Raw genomic sequence first — 20,118 nt, forward strand, 5'->3', positions numbered from 1 at the left:
GCATTCGGCCAATTGCAAAGGGGGATGCACGCCGGGGCCGCCGTCGATTACATCGCCCCTCTGCCTTTCCTTCGCAGCCGGCGTCGAGTCGCACGGATATCAATCACATGAGACGCCCGACACGTCCGAAGTATTCAAGCAGCGAACGTGTGGAGCAAGCGCAAACTTGAGCATGCAACGAGCCATCATATAGCTTCGAATAAACTCGGCGGGGCTATGAGAATCCTGTGATGGTCTAATTTCCTCGGACAGGTCGATAGGAGGACAATCCGGAATCGACGAGGAAAAAGAGCAAGATGACAAGAAGGCGCCGACAATTTGACGCCAGCTTCAAGCTGGAAGTAGTTCGCATGGTACGAGACCAGGGGTTATCGGTCAGCGAGGTTTGCCGGTCGATGGACCTTGTTGAGACAGCGGTGCGGCGCTGGGTGGCCCAGTACGATGCGGAACGTGCCGGCGGCCCCGGCGAGGGTAAGCCGCTAACGGCGGAACAGCAGCGCATCCGGCAACTTGAAGCTGAGAACCGGCAATTGCGAGAGGACAACGCGTTGCTAAAAAAAGCGTCGGCCTTCTTTGCCCGGGAACTGAAGTGATTTACCGCGTGGTAACTCACTTGCAACAGGGGGCCGTATCGGTCAGTGACGCTTGCCGGGTTTTGCAGGTGAGCCGCTCTGGCTACTATGCGCACCGGCGTGCCAGACCGAGCCCAAAGAGCCTGCAGGAGCAGACCCACGTCAAAGCAGCGTTTGCTGCCAGTGGTGCGAGCTACGGCAGCCGGCGTGTGATGCATGCGCTGCGGGAGCAAGGGCTACGTATTGGTCGTTATCGGGTACGCACGCTGATGCGCGAAGCGGGTCTGCGCACGAGCTGGAAGCGCAAGTTCGTCTCGACGACCGACAGCAGGCATACGCTACCAGTGGCAGAGAACGTGCTCGACCGGCAGTTTGACGTGGCCGAACCCAATCGCGCGTGGGTTTCAGACATCACGTATATCCGCACGGCACAGGGCTGGTTGTATCTCGCGGTCGTGTTGGACCTGTACTCACGCAAGGTGGTCGGCTGGTCGATGGCACCGACCATGCCGGCTGGGCTGGTCATGTCGGCACTGACCATGGCGCTGCAGCAGCGTCGGCCAACGCCGGGACTGGTTCTGCATTCGGACCGGGGCGCCCAGTATGCAAGTGATGAATACCAGGCCTTGCTGAAGCAGCATCACGTCGTTTGCAGCATGAGCCGCAAGGGAAATTGTTGGGACAATTCGGTGATGGAGAGATTCTTCCTGAACCTGAAAATGGAGCGTGTGTGGCAGCGTCAGTACGCCAACCACGGCGAGGCACGGCGTGACATCAACCAGTACATCGTCGGCTTCTACAATGCCGTGCGCTTGCATTCGACTTTGGGCTATCTGTCGCCCGCTGCCTACGAGGAGAAACCGACAGTGAAAGAACCTATCTGCCTGTCCGAAATAACTTGACCACCACATCCGTATGGTGACGCGTCGCGCTCGGCCGACGCTGTAGTCGGTTATGTAACAGCATGACTACCTGCGATTCGATAGCCTGAATGGGTGGATGTGCGCCGGTCGATTCTCCGCTCACGACCTTAATTGTCGCAGTTGGTGTCGTCGAACCCACCGGTGCAAGCTCGTAGCTATGTAGGATTTGCCGACGGTCCTCCGATGCCCTTGAGTCTCCTCACCATCGGCTTGCCAGCTCCTCGAGCGTCGCTCGATTCCCGGCTGATGACTTCGAACTGTACGGCGAGTTCAGGATGTCGGCCAGCCAGCCATCTTGACACATTCTCATTGCCCATCAGCGTCGCTATGTACGCTGTCGACACCGTGAGATGCAGATGCTCGATTCCATAGTGTTCGTCAGTTTGCGTGACATTTGCCTGGAGCAGGGCAAGTTCCCGTTCGAGCTTTCCCAACTGGCCAGTCAGTTCATTTCGCGACCTTCGTGATGCAGTCGGACGCGCTTCAAGTTGCGTCTGCGGTGTCGCGGCCAGAATCGCGTTCGCGAATGCCGATGTGAAGTTCCCCTGACCGCACATCAGCTCCACCGCCTCGAGCTGCCGCGTCGGTTTCATTAACTTCAGGGTGTTGAATGTCGTCGCGGGGCAGTTCTTATCGGCCAACAGGCTGGCAGCCTCGGGCGATACGCCGTCGAGCAATGATGCGCGACGTTTGACGGTGTTCAAATCGATGCCCAGCACCGACGCGATGCGCTCACGCGGGACACCTCGCTCGATAGCTTTCGCTATCATCCGCGCGTCCTGCGCAGCTGTGAGTCGATTTATATGCTTGTTGTACGTGTACGCCTCGTCGTCCGTCGCAACGAGGCACGTTGCCTCGGTTATGCTTAAACGTCTTAGCGCTTCCACCCTGAGCCGCCCGTCCAGTATACGGAAGGTAGACTGGGAGTCGGCGATTCGGGCAACAACAATTGGCTCGACGAGCCCGACGGTCGCCACCGACGCAAGAATTTGCAGAAATTTCTTGCTCGCGGTGGCCGTACCGGGAAGAGGTCTGGTCGAACGCAGCACGTCGAGTTGCAACACAACCGGTTGAATCTCAAACGCCGCCTTCAACGGGATTGTCACGGTCAGTTTGTCCACGATTGGCCCTCGGCACGGATACGTTGTTCCAGAATTCGAGGGATAGTGTTCAATCCCTCGTTTGATAGAAGCGATACAAATTCTTCGTCTTTCAACAATTGGCGCAGCCCATGGACAATGAAGGACAACCGGGCATGCGTCACGTCGACTTTTTTCGCAAGCACCCTTTGTCGGTCACTTTCACGCATATACATACGCTTTAGCTGCTCGGGGGCGAGTTCTCTCGCGCGCGGTGGACCATCATGCGGTCCCGATTTCGGCAACGTCCGCCCTCCCGGGCGGCCGCGGCGTTCTAGCAGTCTCCGGACCACCGCGAGCTGCTTCGCGTTCAACGTGCCATCGGTGTATGCATCGACGAGGGCGGATTGAACGTCTGCGCTTTCTGCACGCGCGATATGAATGGCCACTGCGATTGGTATTGCGCCGCTATCGACGGCCGCAATGAGTCGCTCCTCGCCCCTGTCCAGCAGAAACAATAAGCTTTCCAGATACGCGGGAGCAAGTCCGACCTTTCCGGCAACTATGTCGTCCGTATACCCGGACTGCCGGAGATTCTGAATGTCACGGAGTAGCTCCTGCGGTGTGTGGTTACGCCTCGCGATATTTTCGACGAGGCTCATCATCAAACACTCGGCTTCCGCCTTATCCACGATGCGCGCTGGTATCGTGACGTGGCCGAGTAGCTGCACGGCTTCAAGTCGACCCTGGCCGCAAACGAGGTCATATTCATCTCCATTTTCCTCGCCAGCGCGCCTTGTGACAGTAATCGGCTTTTTCAGCCCGACAGATGCAATGTTTTCGATAATCGCCTGGTGTTGGCGTTTGCTACGTGCCCGGGGATTCAGGATGCGTATGTGGTCCACGGGGATGCTCTCAATCAGGCTGGGGAGCGGCGTTTCCATACATTGCCTCCAACCGGCTTCGCGCCGTTAGTTCAAGCAGAATGGTCTTGTCGGGGAAGCGGAACATCTCCAGGGGTTCACTGCGTCCTGTACCAAACGACACAGCAACCTCCTGGCCAGGTGTCAGGCTTCCTCTCGGGAAAACATAAAAGTCAATCGGCGTTTCATAGGCGGAGTCCAATCTGGCTATGACCAGAAAATCAGGCGAAGAGAGGATGGGCCAGCGGACCTTCCACCTTGGGCTACGGCGGTCGTAGTGCAGAATCGACCGGACCACGAACTTGATTACAAGCTCACCGCCCACGCGGATAGTGCAGTTGTCTGCTGAAACTTCTATTTGTCGGCCTGCTTCTTCGAGCTCGGCAACAGTGCCGTCGACACACTCCTTGAGAGCACGGCGGGTAGCCCTGAACACCTCTGGAGGTGCGCCGTGGTAGCCGGGCTCGTAGCCAATTCGTGAATAGGCATTGAGAATCCCTCCAAATCGCCTCGCGTACGTCTGACTCGCAGGCAGGGAGGGTTCTTCATCAATAGTTTTTACGGTTACAAGTGGTGCAGAATTCACGAACTCGTCGAGCAATCGCAGCAACTCGTCATCGCCGAGAAATTGCGTCTTATGGGCTCGTATGCGAGCGACGGTGTCAAATGTTGCACGGTCGACCACCGCAGGAAACGCACCGACAGAGCGAGCCCATTCTGCTGGAGGATTCCTTCTCCAATCCGCGCTGAGCTTTTTCGAGGTTCTCGCGTAAAGGTTTGTCCCGGTATATTTCTCGTTGGTCAGGATGTCGTCGATTTGCTGGGCGTTCCACGGGCGCCCATGGCCGTTGTAGATGCCGAAGGAATTGAGTCTGGCAGCAATCTTGCGGGCTCCGATGCGCTCCCCGATATACCAGTCATAGATACGCCTAACCAGTGCGACCTCATGGTCTGCGCCGAGCACTACGGTAACCCTGTCGGTCTGGATGTTCTTGTGTTCAAGATGCCCAAGCCGTCCCTTCGCGTTACCGGCCGCGTCCACCAGCATTCGCTGCAACCCGTAGCCCGGCGGCGCGCCCTGCCAGAATCCTCGCGCCGCCAACCTGCATTGGCCTACGAAGACCTTGCGCGACAACTCACGGCTATATTCGCCCGCCATCGCGCGCTTCAGTGTTTTCATCAGGTTCGATGCTGAACTACCGTCATTGACGAAACTCTCTCCGCAATAGACGACCTGGACGCCGGCCTGGCGGCACATGTATTCGTAGTGCGCGCTTTCGTCGACGTCCTGAAACCGCCCCCATCGGCTAACGTCGAAAACGAGTAATACGTCAAAGACCCGCGTCGCACTTTGTACGTCCTCGAGCAGTTGCGAGAGCGCAGGCCTGCCACGCAACGTCACACCGCTCCTTCCGGCGTCTTCGTAGGTTGCGACGATGGTGATGTTCTGCGACGCCGCGAATGCGGAAATTTCCCGTTTCTGGCTTTCGGTTGAATACTGCTGGTAATCAGTAGACATGCGCACGTATTGCGCAGCCGACGTGCCCGCGAGGGAAGTAGAGCATTTGGCCGAGCGCGACATTACTGCTCCCTGTATGTTTCAATCGCAAACGTTGCATCGTCTCGAATTCAACCAGGCGGAAGCGTCGCGGGTAACGATTTTGACTTGCGTTCATATGGCAGTTTCATGGTCCGGCGAGGCTCTTTTGCCGACTCCATCTGTTTCGCGCTTCGCTCCATCTGGGCAAAATATTCCGGATAGCGTAATCGTAGCCATGTCGCTACTGACGCGTTGCGCATGAGGTTCGCGATATAACTGGACGTAACAGCGAGATGAAGATGCTCGATGCCGTACATCTCCTCCATTCCTCCGACCCGAATCTGCAGCTTTCCCAGTTCCCTTTCCATCCGGGCAAGCTGCGCCGCCAACTCACTGTTAGTGTGTTGAGCCGAACGGCGCTTCGTGACCAGTTGCTCAGGAGTCGATGCGGCAAGGATTGCTCTCGCGAACGTCGAACCGAAGTTGTTCTGACCGCACATCAGTTCTGCAGCCTCGAGTTGTCGCATGGCCGTCATGCGCCCAAGTGCTGCAAAAGTGGTCCCGGGGCAAACCTTCGATGCAAGTAATTCGTATGCTTCAGGGCATATGCCGTTCATCAGGGTTGACCTGCGACGCACCGTTTCCGTGTCGATTCCCAACACCGCCGCAATGCGCTCTCTGGGCACGCCATGTTCGATAGCCCTCGCAATCATCCGGCAGTCCTGGGCTGTGGTGAGTCTGTTAATGTGCTTGTTATACGTGTACGTTTCGTCGTCGGTCGCGACCAGACAGAGCACTTCGCTTTTCTGGAGACGTCGTAGGGCTTCCACTCGCATACGTCCATCAAGCACTCGAAACCTTCCATCCTCGTCCCTGATAACTACTACGGGCTCAACGAGGCCGATGGCCGCAATGGAGGCGACTACCTGCAGGAATTTTTTAGAGGTAAATACCGTCGGAACGAGTGGCCGGCCCGTCTTCAGAACGTCCAGAGCAAGAACGATGGTTTCAGGTTCGAAGGCAACCTTGAGTGCGCTCTTCGTAGACACGATGACATCGTTCACGATATCTCCCTGCGAATCCGCTGTTCGACCGCTTCCGGTACAGTAGTGAAGCCCTCCTGCTTCAGGAGCGCGACGAACTCGGCGTCAGCACGCAAGACACGAAGCATCTCAATCAGAACGGTCAGCCGTGAGTGCGTCAGCTCCGCCCGCTTTACCAGAATCTTCTGGCGAGCCGTCTCCTGAACATATAGCTTCTGGAGTTGCTCGGGGGACAGTCGCTTGGTCCTGGGGTTACCATGCGTCCCCGACGCCTGCAATGCGCGCCCGGCCGAAGCCCTCCGTGCGATGAGCTGGCGAACCACCTTAAGCTGCTTGCCTTTCAATGTTCCGCCAGCATAGGCACTGGCCAACGCCTTCTGCATATCCGGTTCGTCACATCGGGCGATTTCCATCGCGATACCGATAGGCAAGGACCCGCGTTCAACAGCTTCAAGAAGCCGGTCTTCACCATGCTCCAGCAACGTCAGTACATCCCGCACATAGGAGACAGAGAGCCCTGTCCTGTCTGCGACCCCATCGTCCGTGAGACCTGACTTCTTCAGGGATTCGATGTCCCGTAGTAGCTCCTGTGGCGTATGGTTCCGTCGGGCAACGTTCTCGACAAGACCCCGCACAAGGCATTCGTCTTCGTCCTCGTCGATGACAAGAGCAGGCACTTCCGTATGACCCAGCGCGTGGACCGCTGCCATGCGTCCCTGGCCGCAGACCAGGTCGTATGGCTGTCCGGGGTTACCGAGAGCGCTTACGCTTACGGTGATGGGTCTCTTCAGCCCTACGGCGGCGATACTGTCAATGATGCCCTGATGCTGTCGCTTTGCGCGAACGCGGGGATTCAGGATTCTTACGCTGTCCAGTGCCACGTTGATGACTGAGCTGCTTTTCATTGATAACCTCCAGCGGTCGGCGAGCAACCATGCCCAACAGTACCTTCAGGTCAGGATGGCGAAACGCACCAAAGCGCGAGCTGTCATCCTTGAACAGGATGACCTCCTCACCGGGTTTCAGAACCCCACGGGGAAAGACGTGAAAATCGAGATATTCAGTAGCCTCCGCGTCGGTGCGACCAAACACCAGTACGTCAACAGGAAAGCAATCGGGCCAGCGTGCGGTCCAGAAAGGGCTCCTGGTTGGGGTGAAGCGCGTGGTTCTGGTCACTATCTGCACGCGTAGCTCTCCATTAACGCACATCGTCGAAGTGTGCGGCTCATACTCTGCGCTGTGGCCTGCACTGCGCAACTCCGCCAATATGATTTCCATGCAGCGACGCTCCAGGTCGAGAGCGACCCGCTTGCGATAAAAGTGTTCGAAGCTCCATCGCGATTCGTATCCAATTGCCTTGTAGGCGTCGATGAGCCCTCCAAAATGCCTCATTACCTCTTCAATCGACGGCGCGCGTGCATCCTTCCTGATTGTCTTCTGACTCAGAATTCCGGTTCGTGCGAGCAGCTTCTTCAGACCCAGCGCGACCTCTTCGGCGCTCGACTGATATCGACGGGCAGCCATGCGACACTGGACGGCATCGAAAACCTTCCTGTCGACTATCGCTTCAAAGGCGCCAGGCAAACGCACCCATTCGCAAGACGGTACCCGCATCCACCTGCCGTCGAGTTTTGACGAGGTCTGGTTGTAGATGTTCGTGCCGATGTAACGTTCGCTTCGAAGTATTCGCAGGATGCTCTGGGCTTGCCAGGGTCTGCCGGAGTCGTTGCAAATCCCGAAGCTGTTCAGACGTTGGGCGATATGCTCGGCAGAAAGTTTGTCCCTACCAAACCACTCGAAGAGTTTCCGCACCAGGGCGACTTCATTAGCCGGACCAGGTGCCATCACCGTTCGGTACGCCTGAACGCTCTTATATTCGTTGCGCTCAAGTACACACTTGACGCGTCGCTCGGCGTCTACCAGTTGACGTCGGAGTCCGTAACCAGGTCGACCTCCCACGTGAAACCCGCGACTGGCGCCGAGGCATTGCGCGAGGAAAACCTTCTTTGACAGTTCACGGCTAAACTCGCCGGCCATTGCCCTTTTTACAGTCTTGAAAATACACGATGCCGGACTGCCATCGTTTTCGAAGTTTTCTGCACAGTATCGGACGTCTACGCCGGCACGCCGGCACAGATATTCGTGATAGGCGCTCTCGTCGACGTCCTGGAATCTGCCCCATCTGCTCACGTCGTAGACCAGGACTACGTCGAACCGCCGTTTCGGTTTCTGCACGTCAAGCAGGAGGCGCATGAGCGCCGGCCGCTCGCGCAACGTAAGTCCGCTTATGCCTGAGTCTTCATACACGCCCACAATGTTGAGGCCATGCTTCTGTGCGTACTCTTCATTGACACTGCGCTGAACGACGGGCGAGTATTCCTGCCTGTCCGTAGACATACGTATGTATTGAACCGCACGCGATGCTCCTCGTGTGCGGCCCGATGCCGGTATGCCGGATGGCATGGAATGTCACCGATGCTAAAGCTACGTCATAGCTGGTCCATCAAGGAAGTCAAGGCAGTTCCATTCGGAATACGCCAGCCACGCAGATAGCACTGCGAACGAAACGTATGATGAGCGGGCTTTGGTGTACTACGACGGGTGTGAGTTAAAAGCCTGACTGGTTCGGATGTACTTCTCTACGGGTTGCGAACGCTAACGCGGTCGTCTGTCCAAGGTTAGCCAGAGATACAGTTCATCCTCGGCGGTACCATAAACAGTCGATTCGTAGCTTTCAAGGCTGTAACTGGAGAGACAGGCGATTCGTCCTGACTCGTCAATTGACGGCTTGCAGTCACGTTACGCTGTGTCTACGCAGACCTTGCCCGCTCTTCGTGCCTGGCCCGGGCGTTGAAAAGCTATCCACGCCGCGCACGTCGCAAGGCGTCCGCAGTCAGTTGTTCGGCAGTGTAATCACCCATCGCAGCATTCCAGAGTGCCGCTCCGGCTTCGACCAACGACTCCCAGTCTTCAGCAGGAATCTTTCCGTTAAGGTCCGCAAGAACCCGTGCCAGCTTGACCATGGCCCGAAGCGCATCTGTTTCGTTTTCTGTTGAGAATGCACACATTATTGCAAGCGCCATCGCTGGTTCCATGTGCGTCTCAATATCAAAGGTGATGCGCGTCCACCGCGCATTGAAAAATGCCCAAAGGAGTTACCCGCAGGGGTACCCGGAGAGACAGCCGATTTGATAGCTGCTTAAAGATTCAGGATAGGGCGTTGGAAACGATTTTCCAAACTTTGCATTGAGTGGTTGTGCAATCCACGATTGGGAGTAGTCGGGTCGTCTTTGGTTTGCAAACTCTTGTACCGACACCAGAGAGGTGGACATCCCTCACGTATCGTCCGACCGGCTGCATCGACGCCAGACTTTCGCAACGAGAGGGTCTGCGTAGTTGACCGTCATCGCGTCGGTGAAGAGCCGAGCAGGCTGGATGTCGTCGCCACTCTTCACATCAGCTTCGAGCACGGTTTTGGCAACAGTCTGCGCTTCTATTGCAATTGTGAGTCTCTCGAACCAGCTGGCGTGACACGCATTGCGCGCAAGCCATATGCGCGCGGATTCAACAAGTGATTCGGGTGACAACTGTTTCCCGTCTAATGCATAGGCAGCAAGGTCACTGACGGCAAGATAGCAGCGCAGGGATGCAGCCTGTTCGCGGGTCAAGGAATGCGCACCGGACATCATCTTCCTGATAACTGTTTGTCTAACCGTGAATATCTATCCATGCACGCGCCCAGGCGAGTCCGGCCTGCTGCGCCTCGCCCTGTGTATCGAAATGACCCAGCACGCCGGATGCCTCAACAAGCTTGCCATTCTGAAAGATGGTCCCGCTTGCGGCATAGCGTTCCCGCATCAGGATGTCTTCCTGCTGCAGGATGGCATGTCCCCAGACCTTGTAGCCGTTGTACCGCTCTGGCTCCATCAGCGCGTGACCTCAGCAGCCGTATTGCGGGAATCAACCCGAAGCACATTTCCCTCGGGCGTTATCTGGCGCGGGATGTCAGAGAAGTCCCGCGTGTTGCCCGGCTTCATTGCTAGCTTTGGCACCGGCGCCCGGTGAGCCCGCGCCTTCGCGATGTGTCGTACGCCACCTGAATGCTTCGCGGACCTGTGCGCGGTCGCCGGGTGCTCAAGCGAAGCGCCCCTTGCTTCCGGCGGATTCCAGATTTCCTTGTACTCCTGAGTTGCAAATGCAGAGGACGTGAAGCCGAGCAGCAACAAAACACATCCAGAAAATCTCACCGTTCCTTCTCCCTGTTGCCTCGCTTTAACCAGTCACTGCACCGGACTCCCAGACCGACGCATTCACCGTCGCAACCAGAGCAGTAATGTCGGTCGCGAACAGCGTCATCGACCTGCCAGACCTTATCGCTCGCCGGCATTGCTGTCCCTACGGCATGGCCATTTTCGCATGCGAAAAAGACAGGCTCACCGTTTTTCCCACGCCTCACCGCGTCGTCAATGGCCTCGTCGCCGAAGGCTGAGCGTAGTTTTGCCACGAAGGCGGCCAGCTCGGGCATCGGATGGCCGGCCTGCCGAACGCGTGCATCCATGAGTCAGACCTCGATTAAAAGTGCCAGTTCGCTGCCGCAAGATTGCGTGTACGATACTGTATAAATATACAGTTTTTTTACCTCCCCATGTCCACCGCTACCGTTCCCGCTGAGGAGATTCACCCGTCTCTGTGGCGAGCGTCCCAGCTCGCGCGCGGGCGTGGGCGGTTTCTGGAAACCGGGTATCCCGCGCTGTCGGCGGAGCTGCCTGGCGGCGGATGGCCCGTAGGGGCGCTGGTCGACCTGCTGGTCCAGCAAGCCGGTACGGGTGAATTGCGGTTGCTGCAGCCAGGGCTCTGCAAGGCCGGTATCCGTCCGGTCGCATTTGTGCAGCCACCCCATGCCCTCAACGGACTGGGGCTGCGCCACATCGGCCTTCCTGTCGAGCGGGTGTTTCGCGTGGATGCGGCGAAGACGGGAGACGCGTTGTGGTCGGTTGAGCAGATTCTCCGCGCAGGCAGTTGCGCCGCGGTGGTGTTCTGGACGGAGTACGCGAAAGCGTCATCGCTCAGACGACTGCACCTGGCCGCGCAGTCGTCTGAAACGCTTTTCGTGATGGTCAGGCCGCTCGCCACCGCGCAGGATTCGTCGCCAGCGCTCCTGCGATTGACTTTAAGACCATCAGTTGACGGCCTGAGCGTCGACATTGTGAAACGACGAGGGCCGTCCAGCGCAGCGCCTCTATCGATTTCCCTTCAACCCAGTCCAGTTCTGTTTTCCCGACATGCGCGTCTTCCTCGCCGTTCACTTGCCGACGTTGCCTCTCGCGATATCGCGACCGATACGCTCGTGTGAGCTGGCAGATGGCAGCGGTGTACCGGGGGAAGAGAAACAAAGTGGGTTCCTTCATGGCCTGTCGGGATGACATGCCATGGACGCGACCTTCACCACTCTGCCGGCGTATGCCGAGCTGTTCTGCCTCTCGAATTTCTCATTCCTGCATGGTGCTTCGCACGCGGAGGAGCTGGCCCAACGCGCGGCGCAACTCGGCTACTCGGGTCTGGCGATAACTGACGAATGCTCGCTTGCCGGAATCGTGCGGGCGCACGTCGCCGCGAAGGAGGCGAACCTCCCCTTCGTTGTTGGCTCGTACTTCCGGCTCGTCAATGCCGATGGCTCGCCGACGTTCGGTCTCATCCTCCTCGCCCAGAACCGTGAGGGATACGGAAACCTTTCCGAACTCATTACGCTTGCCCGCACGCGCGGACCGAAAGGCACGTACCGGCTCACACCTCATGACCTGTCGCGTCCAGACCCGGAGAGCAGCCACCTTCGCGGCGTGCCGGACTGTCTCGCGATACTGATACCGCATTTCCCGGCGAAGGAGGACGTGCTCGACGTCCAGCTCGAGTGGCTCGAACAGACATTTCCCGGTCGCGCATGGTGCGGCCTTGTGCTGCATCAACGGGCCATGGACGATATTCACCGGGGAGCCGTCGAATACATCGCCGACTGCCGTGGCATTCCGGTCGTCGCACTCGGCCAGGTGGTGATGCACGTGCGCTCGCGCAAACCGTTACAGGACACGATGACCGCCATCCGTGTGGGCAGGCCGGTGCAGGAATGTGGCTACGACCTCTCTCCCAACGCGGAGCAGCATCTGCGTCCCCGCCTGCGTCTCGCGAACCTGTATCCGGAATACGCGCTCGCAGAGACGACGAACATCCTGTCGCGTTGCACGTTCTCGCTCGACGAGCTGCGCTATGAGTACCCGGACGAACTGGTTCCAAAGGGCATCACGCCGACCGCTTACCTGCGGCAGGAGACCTATATTGGCGCCCGCCGCCGGTTTCCATCCGGCATCCCATACGACGTGCTGGAGCAGATTGAACACGAGCTCGAACTCATCAGGGAGCTCGAATACGAGCCGTACTTCCTGACGGTCTATGACATCGTCCGCTTCGCCCGTAGCCAGCACATCCTGTGTCAGGGTCGGGGCTCGGCCGCGAACTCGGCGGTCTGTTACTGCCTGGGCGTGACGGAAGTCGACCCGGCGCGAGGCAACATGCTCTTCGAGCGCTTTATCTCGAAGGAGCGCGGAGAGCCGCCCGACATTGATATCGACTTTGAACACCAGCGACGGGAAGAGGTGATTCAATACATCTACAGGAAATACGGCCGTGACCGTGCCGCGATAGCGGCAGCCGTGTCGACCTATCGTCCGCGCGGCGCCCTTCGCGAAACCGGCAAGGCGCTGGGCGTCGACCCGCAGATTGTCGATGCGGTGGCCAAGAGCCATCAATGGTTCGATGGCAAGGAGGACCTCCTCAACCGCTTTTCCGAGTCCGGTCTGAACCCGGAGACGCCACTGATTCAGCTGTGGGCATCGCTTGCGTCACAACTGCTCGGTTTCCCTCGCCATCTGTCCCAGCACTCAGGCGGCTTTGTCATCAGTCGCGGAAAGCTCACTCGCCTGGTGCCTGTTGAAAACGCCGCGATGGTCGACCGCAGCGTGATTCAATGGGACAAGGATGACCTCGAGTCGCTGGGGTTGCTGAAAATCGATGTGCTTGCGCTCGGCATGCTCTCAGCAATCCGTCGAGCGCTCGACCTCGTATCGGACCAGCGAGGTGAACAATTTGAGATGCAGGACATACCCGCAGAAGACCCGGAAACGTACGAGATGATTTCTCGCGCGGACACTGTGGGCGTTTTCCAGATTGAATCGCGAGCGCAGATGAGCATGCTGCCGAGGCTTAAGCCCCGCACGTTTTATGACCTCGTTATCGAGGTGGCGATTGTCCGCCCGGGTCCCATCCAGGGTGGTGCCGTTCACCCGTATCTTCAGCGTCGCCAGGGGTTCGAGCCTGTGAGTTACCCCAGCAAGGCCCTCGAAACTGCGCTCGGTCGAACGCTAGGTGTACCGATTTTCCAGGAGCAGGTGATGCAGGTGGCAATGCTGGCCGCTGGCTTCACTGCGGGCGAAGCGGACCAGTTGCGACGGGCGATGGCGGCCTGGAAACGCAAGGGTGGTCTTGACAAATACTACGACCGAATCGTCAACGGGATGACCGAGCGCGGATACGACAAGGCATTTGCGGACGGCATCTTCCAGCAGATTCTCGGCTTTGGCGAATACGGGTTTCCAGAGAGTCATGCGGCCAGCTTCGCACTGCTGGTGTACGCGAGTAGCTGGCTGAAACGTCATGAGCCGGAAGCGTTTCTCGCAGCGATGCTGAACAGCCAGCCGATGGGTTTTTACTCACCGTCGCAACTCGTTCAGGATGCGACGCGGCATGGCGTTCAGGTATTCCCCGTCGATGTCACCATAAGTGGCTGGGACTCGTCCCTTGAGCCGATAGACGGAGCCGCGCGCCCGGCGGTCCGACTGGGCCTGTCTCTGCTCAAGGGTATGCGCGACGGTGCCGCAGAACGTATCGAGAATTCACGCGCGATACGTCAGTTCACGACCGTATCTGACCTCGCCCGGCGCGCCCAACTGGACCGTCATGACCTGCAGGTGCTCGCTGCGGCCAACGCACTGTCGTCGCTTGCTGGCAACCGGCGCGAAGCGCTGTGGCAGTCGGTCGCCGCAGTGCCGGACAAGGACATGCTGGCGGCAGCGAAAGTCGAAGACGAAACGCCGGCACTCGGCACCCCCTCTGAAGCCGACGATATTGTCGGCGACTATCAGTCGATGGGTCTGACGCTCGGACGACATCCTCTCGCGCTGCTGCGGCCCCAGTTGCTCGGAAACCGGTTGATGCCGGCGTCCACCCTGCATACCTACGGGAACGGCCGGCTCGCGCGCGGATGCGGCATCGTTACCGTGCGACAGCGGCCAGAGACGGCAAAAGGCGTCATCTTTATCACCCTCGAAGACGAGACGGGCAACGTCAACGTCATCATCTGGCCCAAGGTGCTGGAGCGGCAGCGCAAGGAAGTGCTCGGCGCATCGTTGCTCGGTGTGCTGGGTCTATGGCAGTGCGAAGGCGAAGTACGGCACCTTGTCGCGCAACATCTTATCGATATGTCATACCTCCTCGGCGAGCTGCCATCAGTGAGCCGCAATTTCCATTGATAGCGCCATCTTGGAATTCGAAACAGCATCGACCTTGCGTTGACTTTTCAATCTCCCCGTTACGATAACTACCGCTAGGTCAGGAACCACCGTGATGGCGTGACAGCGCACAAGGTGCTCAATAACCCATTCGATTAATTGCCTAGAGGGTGAACCACCAAGGTATTTCTAACCGAAGTTACACCTGCTACACCCTTCGCGACCTCTGTAGCCTTCTCCAGTTGCGGCTGCTCTGGGACTGTACCCCCCAGAATAACCTGCCCGCCTTGTGCGCGCACCGAAATATTCTGTACAGAAATTCCCTTAGCCTTTGCAAGAGATTTGCGCACGCGGCTAGCGAGCGCCAAATTTGCAAGGTTCAAAACCTCTGCGTGGTCGTGAAACTTCATTTGGGTCGAGTGTTGTTGCGACGAAGTAACTTGCTGAGAAGCCTGGAGGTCTTGCGCTTCTTGCTCAACATCGGCGACTTTGGCTGGGTCCGTTGACATCGTGACGCCTCCGTCAGCGTGGTTCGACGCTTGCACTCCCATTCGAGGTTCGGTCAAGTCATTATCTTCGGGCGACCCCGCATTGCCTACCGGTCGCCAAGCCTCCCCTTTTACGATAAAAGCGCCTCCTTCAATTGGTGTTCCGTCCTTCGTCACGTAGTTGGCTTTGGCGTAAGCGGGGCTGAAGCATCGCACTTCATCATCGGCTTTCAGTCTCGAATCCTTATGAAGCGCCGCGTGTTTCTCCGTATGATAGGTCGGACATGATTCGCAAATCCCATCCTTAACTTCGGACACGACCGCAACATATCCACCCGCTACGACCTGCGCGTTTCGCGTTGTCTGAGCAAAACTGTTCACCGAATGCAAGGCGGCTGCTCCGAGAAAAATTGCCAATCGCTTGTTGTTCATTTCGAGGACTCCTCCGAATGGAGGACACCAAGGCGCGGAAACAGTTCCTTGACCTGCTGCGGCATCAGGTAGTGGGCAAATAACCCGAGCGAAATCCATAGGGCATCCAGCCACATCACACTGAACGCTCTCATCGACGCAATCGCGATTCCAATTAGCATGAGCATCGCTATTAAAAGCGCGCGTTGCTCCAGGAACCGCTGAACTTTCCCTCGCGGTTTCGCCGAATGTTCAAAATAGACCTGAAGCGCTACAGTGGATAAAAAAACGCAGCCAAGTAACAGGTCCAACCATACCCGGGTGCGCTCCTTGAATTCATAAACAGGCTCGAATGCGAAGGTATAAGCGGCCACTGCGTGATAGAGAACGCCCGGAAGTCTGTCGCTGCCGGGTGCAAAAAACGAATCGTTGGAGTTATCCATCCGGGAAGCTTTAAGGTCCAAGTCCCCTATTAGGACTATCCGGTCTCTTACGTAATGAGGCGTAATCCCGGCGACCTCCAGATTTCCGCTTTTGTCTGTATTGAGATAAACACCTTCCCGCAGACCTATCTCGTCTACCTTACTGAAATTGCCCACTTGTCCTCGAGAATTTCCATCAAGAGGCTCAACGAAGTCATCAAGTGCCCCCTCAGACTGAGGCAACGCAACACCAGCTCTTTGAGAATAGGCCAAGGCGAGAGCATAGCCCATCGAAGGTAGCACCGGCGTACCCTTGCTGTCTGGATAGAACCGTTGAACGCGCGTTTTCGTGGTCCCATCAGGGGTTTTTTCGGTACCAATGTAAGCTCCTAGAACATTGAACTTTGGCAAGTTCATTCGACTTTCCGGAGGCTGTTTCCTGGTTCTATAGACACCCAGGAAAACGGGCATATCCTTACTCATGTCGAGGCAATACTGGAAGAACTCCGGGTCGGCTATACCGCCCTTTTCAGCATCTCGTACAACCCAGCCCTTAGATGTGGGTGAAAAATCAATGTCGATTCCTACGACCTTCGCTTGCGCCTGATGAAGTTGGTCAATAACCAGCTTCAAAGCTTCTCGCTTCATGGGCTGCGCCAACGTGCCGCCAGAGATGAGGCTTATGTCGACCACCACAACGGGCATCCGGTCCCTGGTTGTGCCGGGAAGCAACGCTTCGAACCATGGGAAGGAAATGTTACGTAGGTACTCCGCAAAACTAGAATTCGCCAGCCAGTTCTGCACCCCAAAAATCACGCCCATAATGAGAAATGCCATTCCTATTTGGCGTGCGCCCGACGCCCACGCAGAGAGAATGGCTCGCTTCTTTCTTTCGGGAGACGGCTCATTGGTGGTTGCCGTTCCTTCCGGCGGTGTAGTCGATGCGGGGTCTGTCGAGTCAGCGGAGGTGTCCGGCGATGCGGGTTGCGACTTCGGGCCAGAATCCGACGAGGAACTTTCACCTTGATTTGTATCCACGACGGTCTCCACTTTGAAAACCACAATCGAAGTATTCAAAGCTCGCCTGAGTACAAGCGAGAAACGTAAGGCCCTTCAACTCCTCATACTAAAGGAGGGCTCTTGCCGCGTCACTGCATTCCTCCCTAAAATCCGAATCGGGGTATTGGTCATATGATTAATATGTCTGGCAATTCGCAGGAACGCCGGAGAGCACTTTTTCAGCCTCACGCGGGGTTGCGATTTGGTGAGGAACTTCTCCTCGAGGCCTTGCCCGAATTCGTACATTCCTGCACCGACTTGGTAACGCGGGGGGGCCGCACTCGATACCTTCCCCCAAACGTTGCCAGGGAAGGGACCTTGTTTAACTGGTCGGGTCTTGCGGCAGCAAACCAAGTGGGCGCCGGTTGTGGACGACATCCTCTTGAACTGCCGCAGCCTCGGTTGCTCAAAAGCCGATTGATGCCAGCGTCCACCGTGCATGCCTACCAGAATGGCCGACTCGCGTGCGCCGGCGGTGCTGTTTGCTGGCTCAAAAGTGATACGCCACTGCGGTCACTCGTTATTGAGCCGATTGCCCGTGAGGCGGGATTATCATGGGACGAAAACGGGAGGTTCATATGTGTTATTCGGCGCAGATTCTGGCTGACTATCGCAAGTTCGTACGGATGTTCGGTGCGACGATGAGCATCAAGGAATTCGCACGCCTATTCTTCGAGCGAGCCGAGGGCAGCAAAGTGAAGATTCCGAAAGCGATGGAAGATGCGTTTTCCAAGCCGCAATCGGCGGACGAATTCGAGATTAAGGCTCTCATCGATATATTCAACGCAGACCAGGTGACGAAGTTCGAGCAAGACCTGTTCAAGCAACGTGCCCGGCTAGCAGACGCAGAACGCACACTTCAGACGAAGGTCACGAAGGCAGCCACCGAAAGCCAGCGAATAGCCACCGACAAAATCGCGTGGACAAAAGGGAAGCTGGACGATATCCAACGGACCGAACCCAAGGCACGCGATTCGCGCATTTTCCCAGGACACTACGCACTGGTCATGGTTATGGAAAATGGCCAACGCGTCATCAAACCAATGCGCTACCAGTGTCGTGTCGCTGGCAAACCGGCCTCGTACGACGTTAAGTACCCCGGCACCTATAACGCGCGCCGCGATAATCTCGAAGGTTTCTGGAAACCGCTCTTCGGTCACTCGCACGGAATCCTCGTAGCCAGCGTTTTCTACGAGAACGTGAGCAAGGCGAAAATGGACGGCCGTGAACTGGCGGAAGGCGAGGAGGACGAAAACGTCGTCCTTGAGTTCAAGCCCAATCCCGAGCATGAGATGCTGGTCGCCTGCCTGTGGTCAAGATGGACTTCGCTAGGCCAGCCGGACCTGTTGTCATTCGCGGCAATCACAGACGACCCTCCGCCAGAAATTGCTGCAGTAGGGCATGACCGCTGCATCATTCCGATAAAGCCTGAAAACATCGATGCGTGGCTCAATCCGAACCCTAAAAACCTGGACGCATCGTACGCAATTCTGGATGACCGCGACCGGCCATACTACGAGCGTCGTCTTGCTGCCTGAGCAGCCCCCAATATCGACTACTGCGAATGGACCTTTGGATTCAACCTTGCGCGCGATGTGCTGACCTCTACGGGAAGTCCGCGGGCGAACCTCCGCATCAAGACCTCACCCTCAACGGCGCCGGCGCAGTGAAAGATGTGCGGGTGGAAGAGCACTACACGTGCGTTCGTTGCCGGGCGGTGTTTGCACGAATCCTCTCGGGGTCGCCGTCGCTTCAGATTTGGATGCTACTGAATGCTGGTCAGCATTAGCGCAACGCCTACCGAAGAATTTGCACTCGGGTACGCATGAAGCGGAACAATCCCCCGACCACGACAATAAGCTTTTAACGCCAATCGTTTCTGTTCCCGTCAAGCCTCGGCTTAGGCGAAAGTCTCGGCGCATGTATGTGTTCGGCAACTGGTTGGGGCCGTATCTGCACGAAAGGCGCGTCAATCGGTTGCGCATCTGTTTTTGGTGGTAAGCGCGGAACAGTGTCGCGCGTGGAGCCTGCGATTGAAGGTGTGTCGCGCCGTACGTGCTGGTCTTCAGTAGCCACAATTCCCGCAAGAGCCTGAAAGCGTATCCGGCGCATTTCCATAGCCAACTCATTCAGTTGCTTGCCATGTTCGATGAAAATCTCACTTTCGGCAGCGCTTTTTTTTGTTGAGAAAGCTCTCTTGAACTTGGATTCGCTCTTACGCTCGATATCCTCAATCTCGTCCCTCATGAGTTCTTGGTTTTCCTCTCGCTCGAGTCGACGATTGCGTGGAACGAGCCGCCACCCAAAGATACCTCCCGTCAACCCCATGCCCAAGATACACGGCAGGAAAAGTGCAAGACTTACGTCGGACGGAATGACTTTAAAAAAGTTCATACCCAAGCTTCCGACGGTACCGGCTAGAAAAAACAAGAAGAGTCCACAGACCACTTCGGTTTTCTGCTGGGACACACTCCGTGCTGACGGAAGAATGCGTTTGACCGTTTTAGCAGTTACAGCGGCAAGCCCTTGCAACTTAGCGAGAGCTCGGAGCTTATCGTCGATATCGCTCACGACCGGTCCTCCGAAGCCAAGAGCAATTTGCCTAGATTGATGGCTTCGGTTTGAGCGAACCTTAGCCGAATTAACTCTTCTAGGTCGAGTGTTATTTCAGCGATTCGTTGGGTGCAAAGATAGATGAGTGTACCCAGGACTAGCGCAATCGCGGGAAAGCCAACCTTTACAGGGATTGTGTATGACAATCTTGGAAACCAGAACAACGCTACCCAACAAACCGTACCGTAGACGAGAAATACAAGAAGGTACATTCTTATCTGGAGAGCTAGTCGTTTCTGGCGTAGCAAGATGTCACTCGCGTGCTCGATTTCGTAGAGCTGCGCTGCGTTCGTCTTCAGTTGTTCGGCTAGGTCCTCATCGAGCGTGCAGACTTCCGAATCATCCAGATTATCGTGCAACTTGCCATCCCCATCGACGTATTGCATATCCGTAGTCCTCGTGAAGCAATGACAGTGCGGTCCGCATGAGCGCTTGGAAACCGATGAGGTCATCGCTGCAATGGTATTGTAGGATAAAAACTTTGGCA

18 protein-coding genes are annotated in these 20,118 nt (G+C 56.9%); 4 read left to right on the top strand and 14 right to left on the bottom strand.

What is annotated here, in order from left to right; genetic code table 11:
• The first annotated feature begins 296 nt into the window (after positions 1 to 296).
• Positions 297 to 1,474, top strand: a protein-coding gene (locus P3T17_RS22940) for an IS3 family transposase (RefSeq protein ID WP_429409023.1) whose coding sequence is annotated in 2 segments (ribosomal slippage) — positions 297 to 564 and positions 564 to 1,474 — 1,179 coding nt in all. Because the reading frame shifts where the segments join, the coding sequence is not laid out codon by codon here.
• Positions 1,475 to 1,650: 176 nt separating this feature from the next.
• Here the strand turns inward: P3T17_RS22940 and P3T17_RS22945 are convergent.
• The 10 genes from P3T17_RS22945 to P3T17_RS22990 form a co-directional block, all read right to left on the bottom strand.
• Positions 1,651 to 2,616, bottom strand: coding sequence for a plasmid partitioning protein RepB C-terminal domain-containing protein (locus P3T17_RS22945; RefSeq protein WP_429409024.1), 966 nt, complete (start codon positions 2,614 to 2,616; stop codon positions 1,651 to 1,653).
• Positions 2,604 to 3,518, bottom strand: a complete 915-nt coding sequence (locus P3T17_RS22950; RefSeq protein WP_429409025.1) for a plasmid partitioning protein RepB C-terminal domain-containing protein — start codon at positions 3,516 to 3,518, stop codon at positions 2,604 to 2,606. Before P3T17_RS22950 ends, P3T17_RS22945 begins: the two co-directional genes overlap by 13 nt.
• Positions 3,490 to 5,079: a recombinase family protein gene (locus P3T17_RS22955; RefSeq protein WP_429409026.1), complete on the bottom strand. Its 1,590-nt coding sequence runs from the start codon at positions 5,077 to 5,079 to the stop codon at positions 3,490 to 3,492. Before P3T17_RS22955 ends, P3T17_RS22950 begins: the two co-directional genes overlap by 29 nt.
• A 47-nt stretch (positions 5,080 to 5,126) precedes the next feature.
• Positions 5,127 to 6,101, bottom strand: a complete 975-nt coding sequence (locus P3T17_RS22960) for a plasmid partitioning protein RepB C-terminal domain-containing protein (protein WP_429409027.1) — start codon at positions 6,099 to 6,101, stop codon at positions 5,127 to 5,129.
• Positions 6,098 to 6,985 carry a ParB/RepB/Spo0J family partition protein gene (locus P3T17_RS22965; RefSeq protein WP_429409028.1) on the bottom strand — a complete coding sequence of 296 codons (888 nt, stop codon included), beginning with the start codon at positions 6,983 to 6,985 and terminating at the stop codon, positions 6,098 to 6,100. Before P3T17_RS22965 ends, P3T17_RS22960 begins: the two co-directional genes overlap by 4 nt.
• Positions 6,891 to 8,543, bottom strand: a complete 1,653-nt coding sequence (locus P3T17_RS22970; RefSeq protein ID WP_429409029.1) for a recombinase family protein — start codon at positions 8,541 to 8,543, stop codon at positions 6,891 to 6,893. The genes P3T17_RS22965 and P3T17_RS22970 overlap by 95 nt, the downstream gene beginning before the upstream one ends.
• 395 nt (positions 8,544 to 8,938) lie before the next feature.
• A complete protein-coding gene (locus tag P3T17_RS22975; protein WP_429287624.1) occupies positions 8,939 to 9,175 on the bottom strand; it encodes a hypothetical protein in 237 nt (78 codons plus the stop codon).
• Between the two features lie 240 nt (positions 9,176 to 9,415).
• Positions 9,416 to 9,748: a hypothetical protein gene (locus P3T17_RS22980; RefSeq protein ID WP_429409030.1), complete on the bottom strand. Its 333-nt coding sequence runs from the start codon at positions 9,746 to 9,748 to the stop codon at positions 9,416 to 9,418.
• A gap of 40 nt (positions 9,749 to 9,788) precedes the next feature.
• Positions 9,789 to 10,007 (bottom strand): hypothetical protein, encoded by a 219-nt coding sequence (locus P3T17_RS22985; RefSeq protein ID WP_429409031.1) that lies wholly within the window; start codon positions 10,005 to 10,007, stop codon positions 9,789 to 9,791.
• Positions 10,008 to 10,323: 316 nt separating this feature from the next.
• Complete coding sequence (locus P3T17_RS22990; RefSeq protein ID WP_429409032.1) at positions 10,324 to 10,638, bottom strand: hypothetical protein; 315 nt, start codon at positions 10,636 to 10,638, stop codon at positions 10,324 to 10,326.
• Between the two features lie 87 nt (positions 10,639 to 10,725).
• Between P3T17_RS22990 and imuA the strand changes: the two genes are divergently transcribed.
• Both imuA and P3T17_RS23000 read left to right on the top strand, forming a co-directional pair.
• Positions 10,726 to 11,433, top strand: coding sequence for a translesion DNA synthesis-associated protein ImuA (gene imuA / locus P3T17_RS22995; protein WP_429409033.1), 708 nt, complete (start codon positions 10,726 to 10,728; stop codon positions 11,431 to 11,433).
• A gap of 76 nt (positions 11,434 to 11,509) precedes the next feature.
• A complete protein-coding gene (locus P3T17_RS23000; protein WP_429409034.1) occupies positions 11,510 to 14,659 on the top strand; it encodes an error-prone DNA polymerase in 3,150 nt (1,049 codons plus the stop codon).
• A 134-nt stretch (positions 14,660 to 14,793) separates the two neighbouring features.
• On the opposite strand, the gene P3T17_RS23005 is transcribed toward P3T17_RS23000, so the two are convergent.
• Together P3T17_RS23005 and P3T17_RS23010 are read right to left on the bottom strand one after the other, a co-directional pair.
• Entirely contained in the window at positions 14,794 to 15,558 is a 765-nt protein-coding gene (locus P3T17_RS23005; RefSeq protein WP_429409035.1) for a BON domain-containing protein, read from the bottom strand.
• A complete protein-coding gene (locus tag P3T17_RS23010; protein ID WP_429409036.1) occupies positions 15,555 to 17,036 on the bottom strand; it encodes a CHASE2 domain-containing protein in 1,482 nt (493 codons plus the stop codon). The genes P3T17_RS23005 and P3T17_RS23010 overlap by 4 nt, the downstream gene beginning before the upstream one ends.
• A 560-nt stretch (positions 17,037 to 17,596) precedes the next feature.
• Here P3T17_RS23010 and P3T17_RS23015 point away from each other — a divergent pair.
• Positions 17,597 to 18,556, top strand: a complete 960-nt coding sequence (locus P3T17_RS23015; RefSeq protein ID WP_429409037.1) for an SOS response-associated peptidase family protein — start codon at positions 17,597 to 17,599, stop codon at positions 18,554 to 18,556.
• 325 nt (positions 18,557 to 18,881) lie between these two features.
• Here P3T17_RS23015 and P3T17_RS23020 read toward each other — a convergent pair whose 3' ends face one another.
• Both P3T17_RS23020 and P3T17_RS23025 read right to left on the bottom strand, forming a co-directional pair.
• Positions 18,882 to 19,589: a hypothetical protein gene (locus P3T17_RS23020; protein WP_429409038.1), complete on the bottom strand. Its 708-nt coding sequence runs from the start codon at positions 19,587 to 19,589 to the stop codon at positions 18,882 to 18,884.
• Positions 19,586 to 20,017, bottom strand: a complete 432-nt coding sequence (locus P3T17_RS23025) for a hypothetical protein (RefSeq protein WP_429409039.1) — start codon at positions 20,015 to 20,017, stop codon at positions 19,586 to 19,588. Before P3T17_RS23025 ends, P3T17_RS23020 begins: the two co-directional genes overlap by 4 nt.
• Positions 20,018 to 20,118: the final 101 nt, after the last annotated feature.

Origin of the sequence: Paraburkholderia sp. GAS82 (genome assembly GCF_050436285.1) — a bacterium.
Classification (GTDB): domain Bacteria; phylum Pseudomonadota; class Gammaproteobacteria; order Burkholderiales; family Burkholderiaceae; genus Paraburkholderia; species Paraburkholderia phenazinium_B.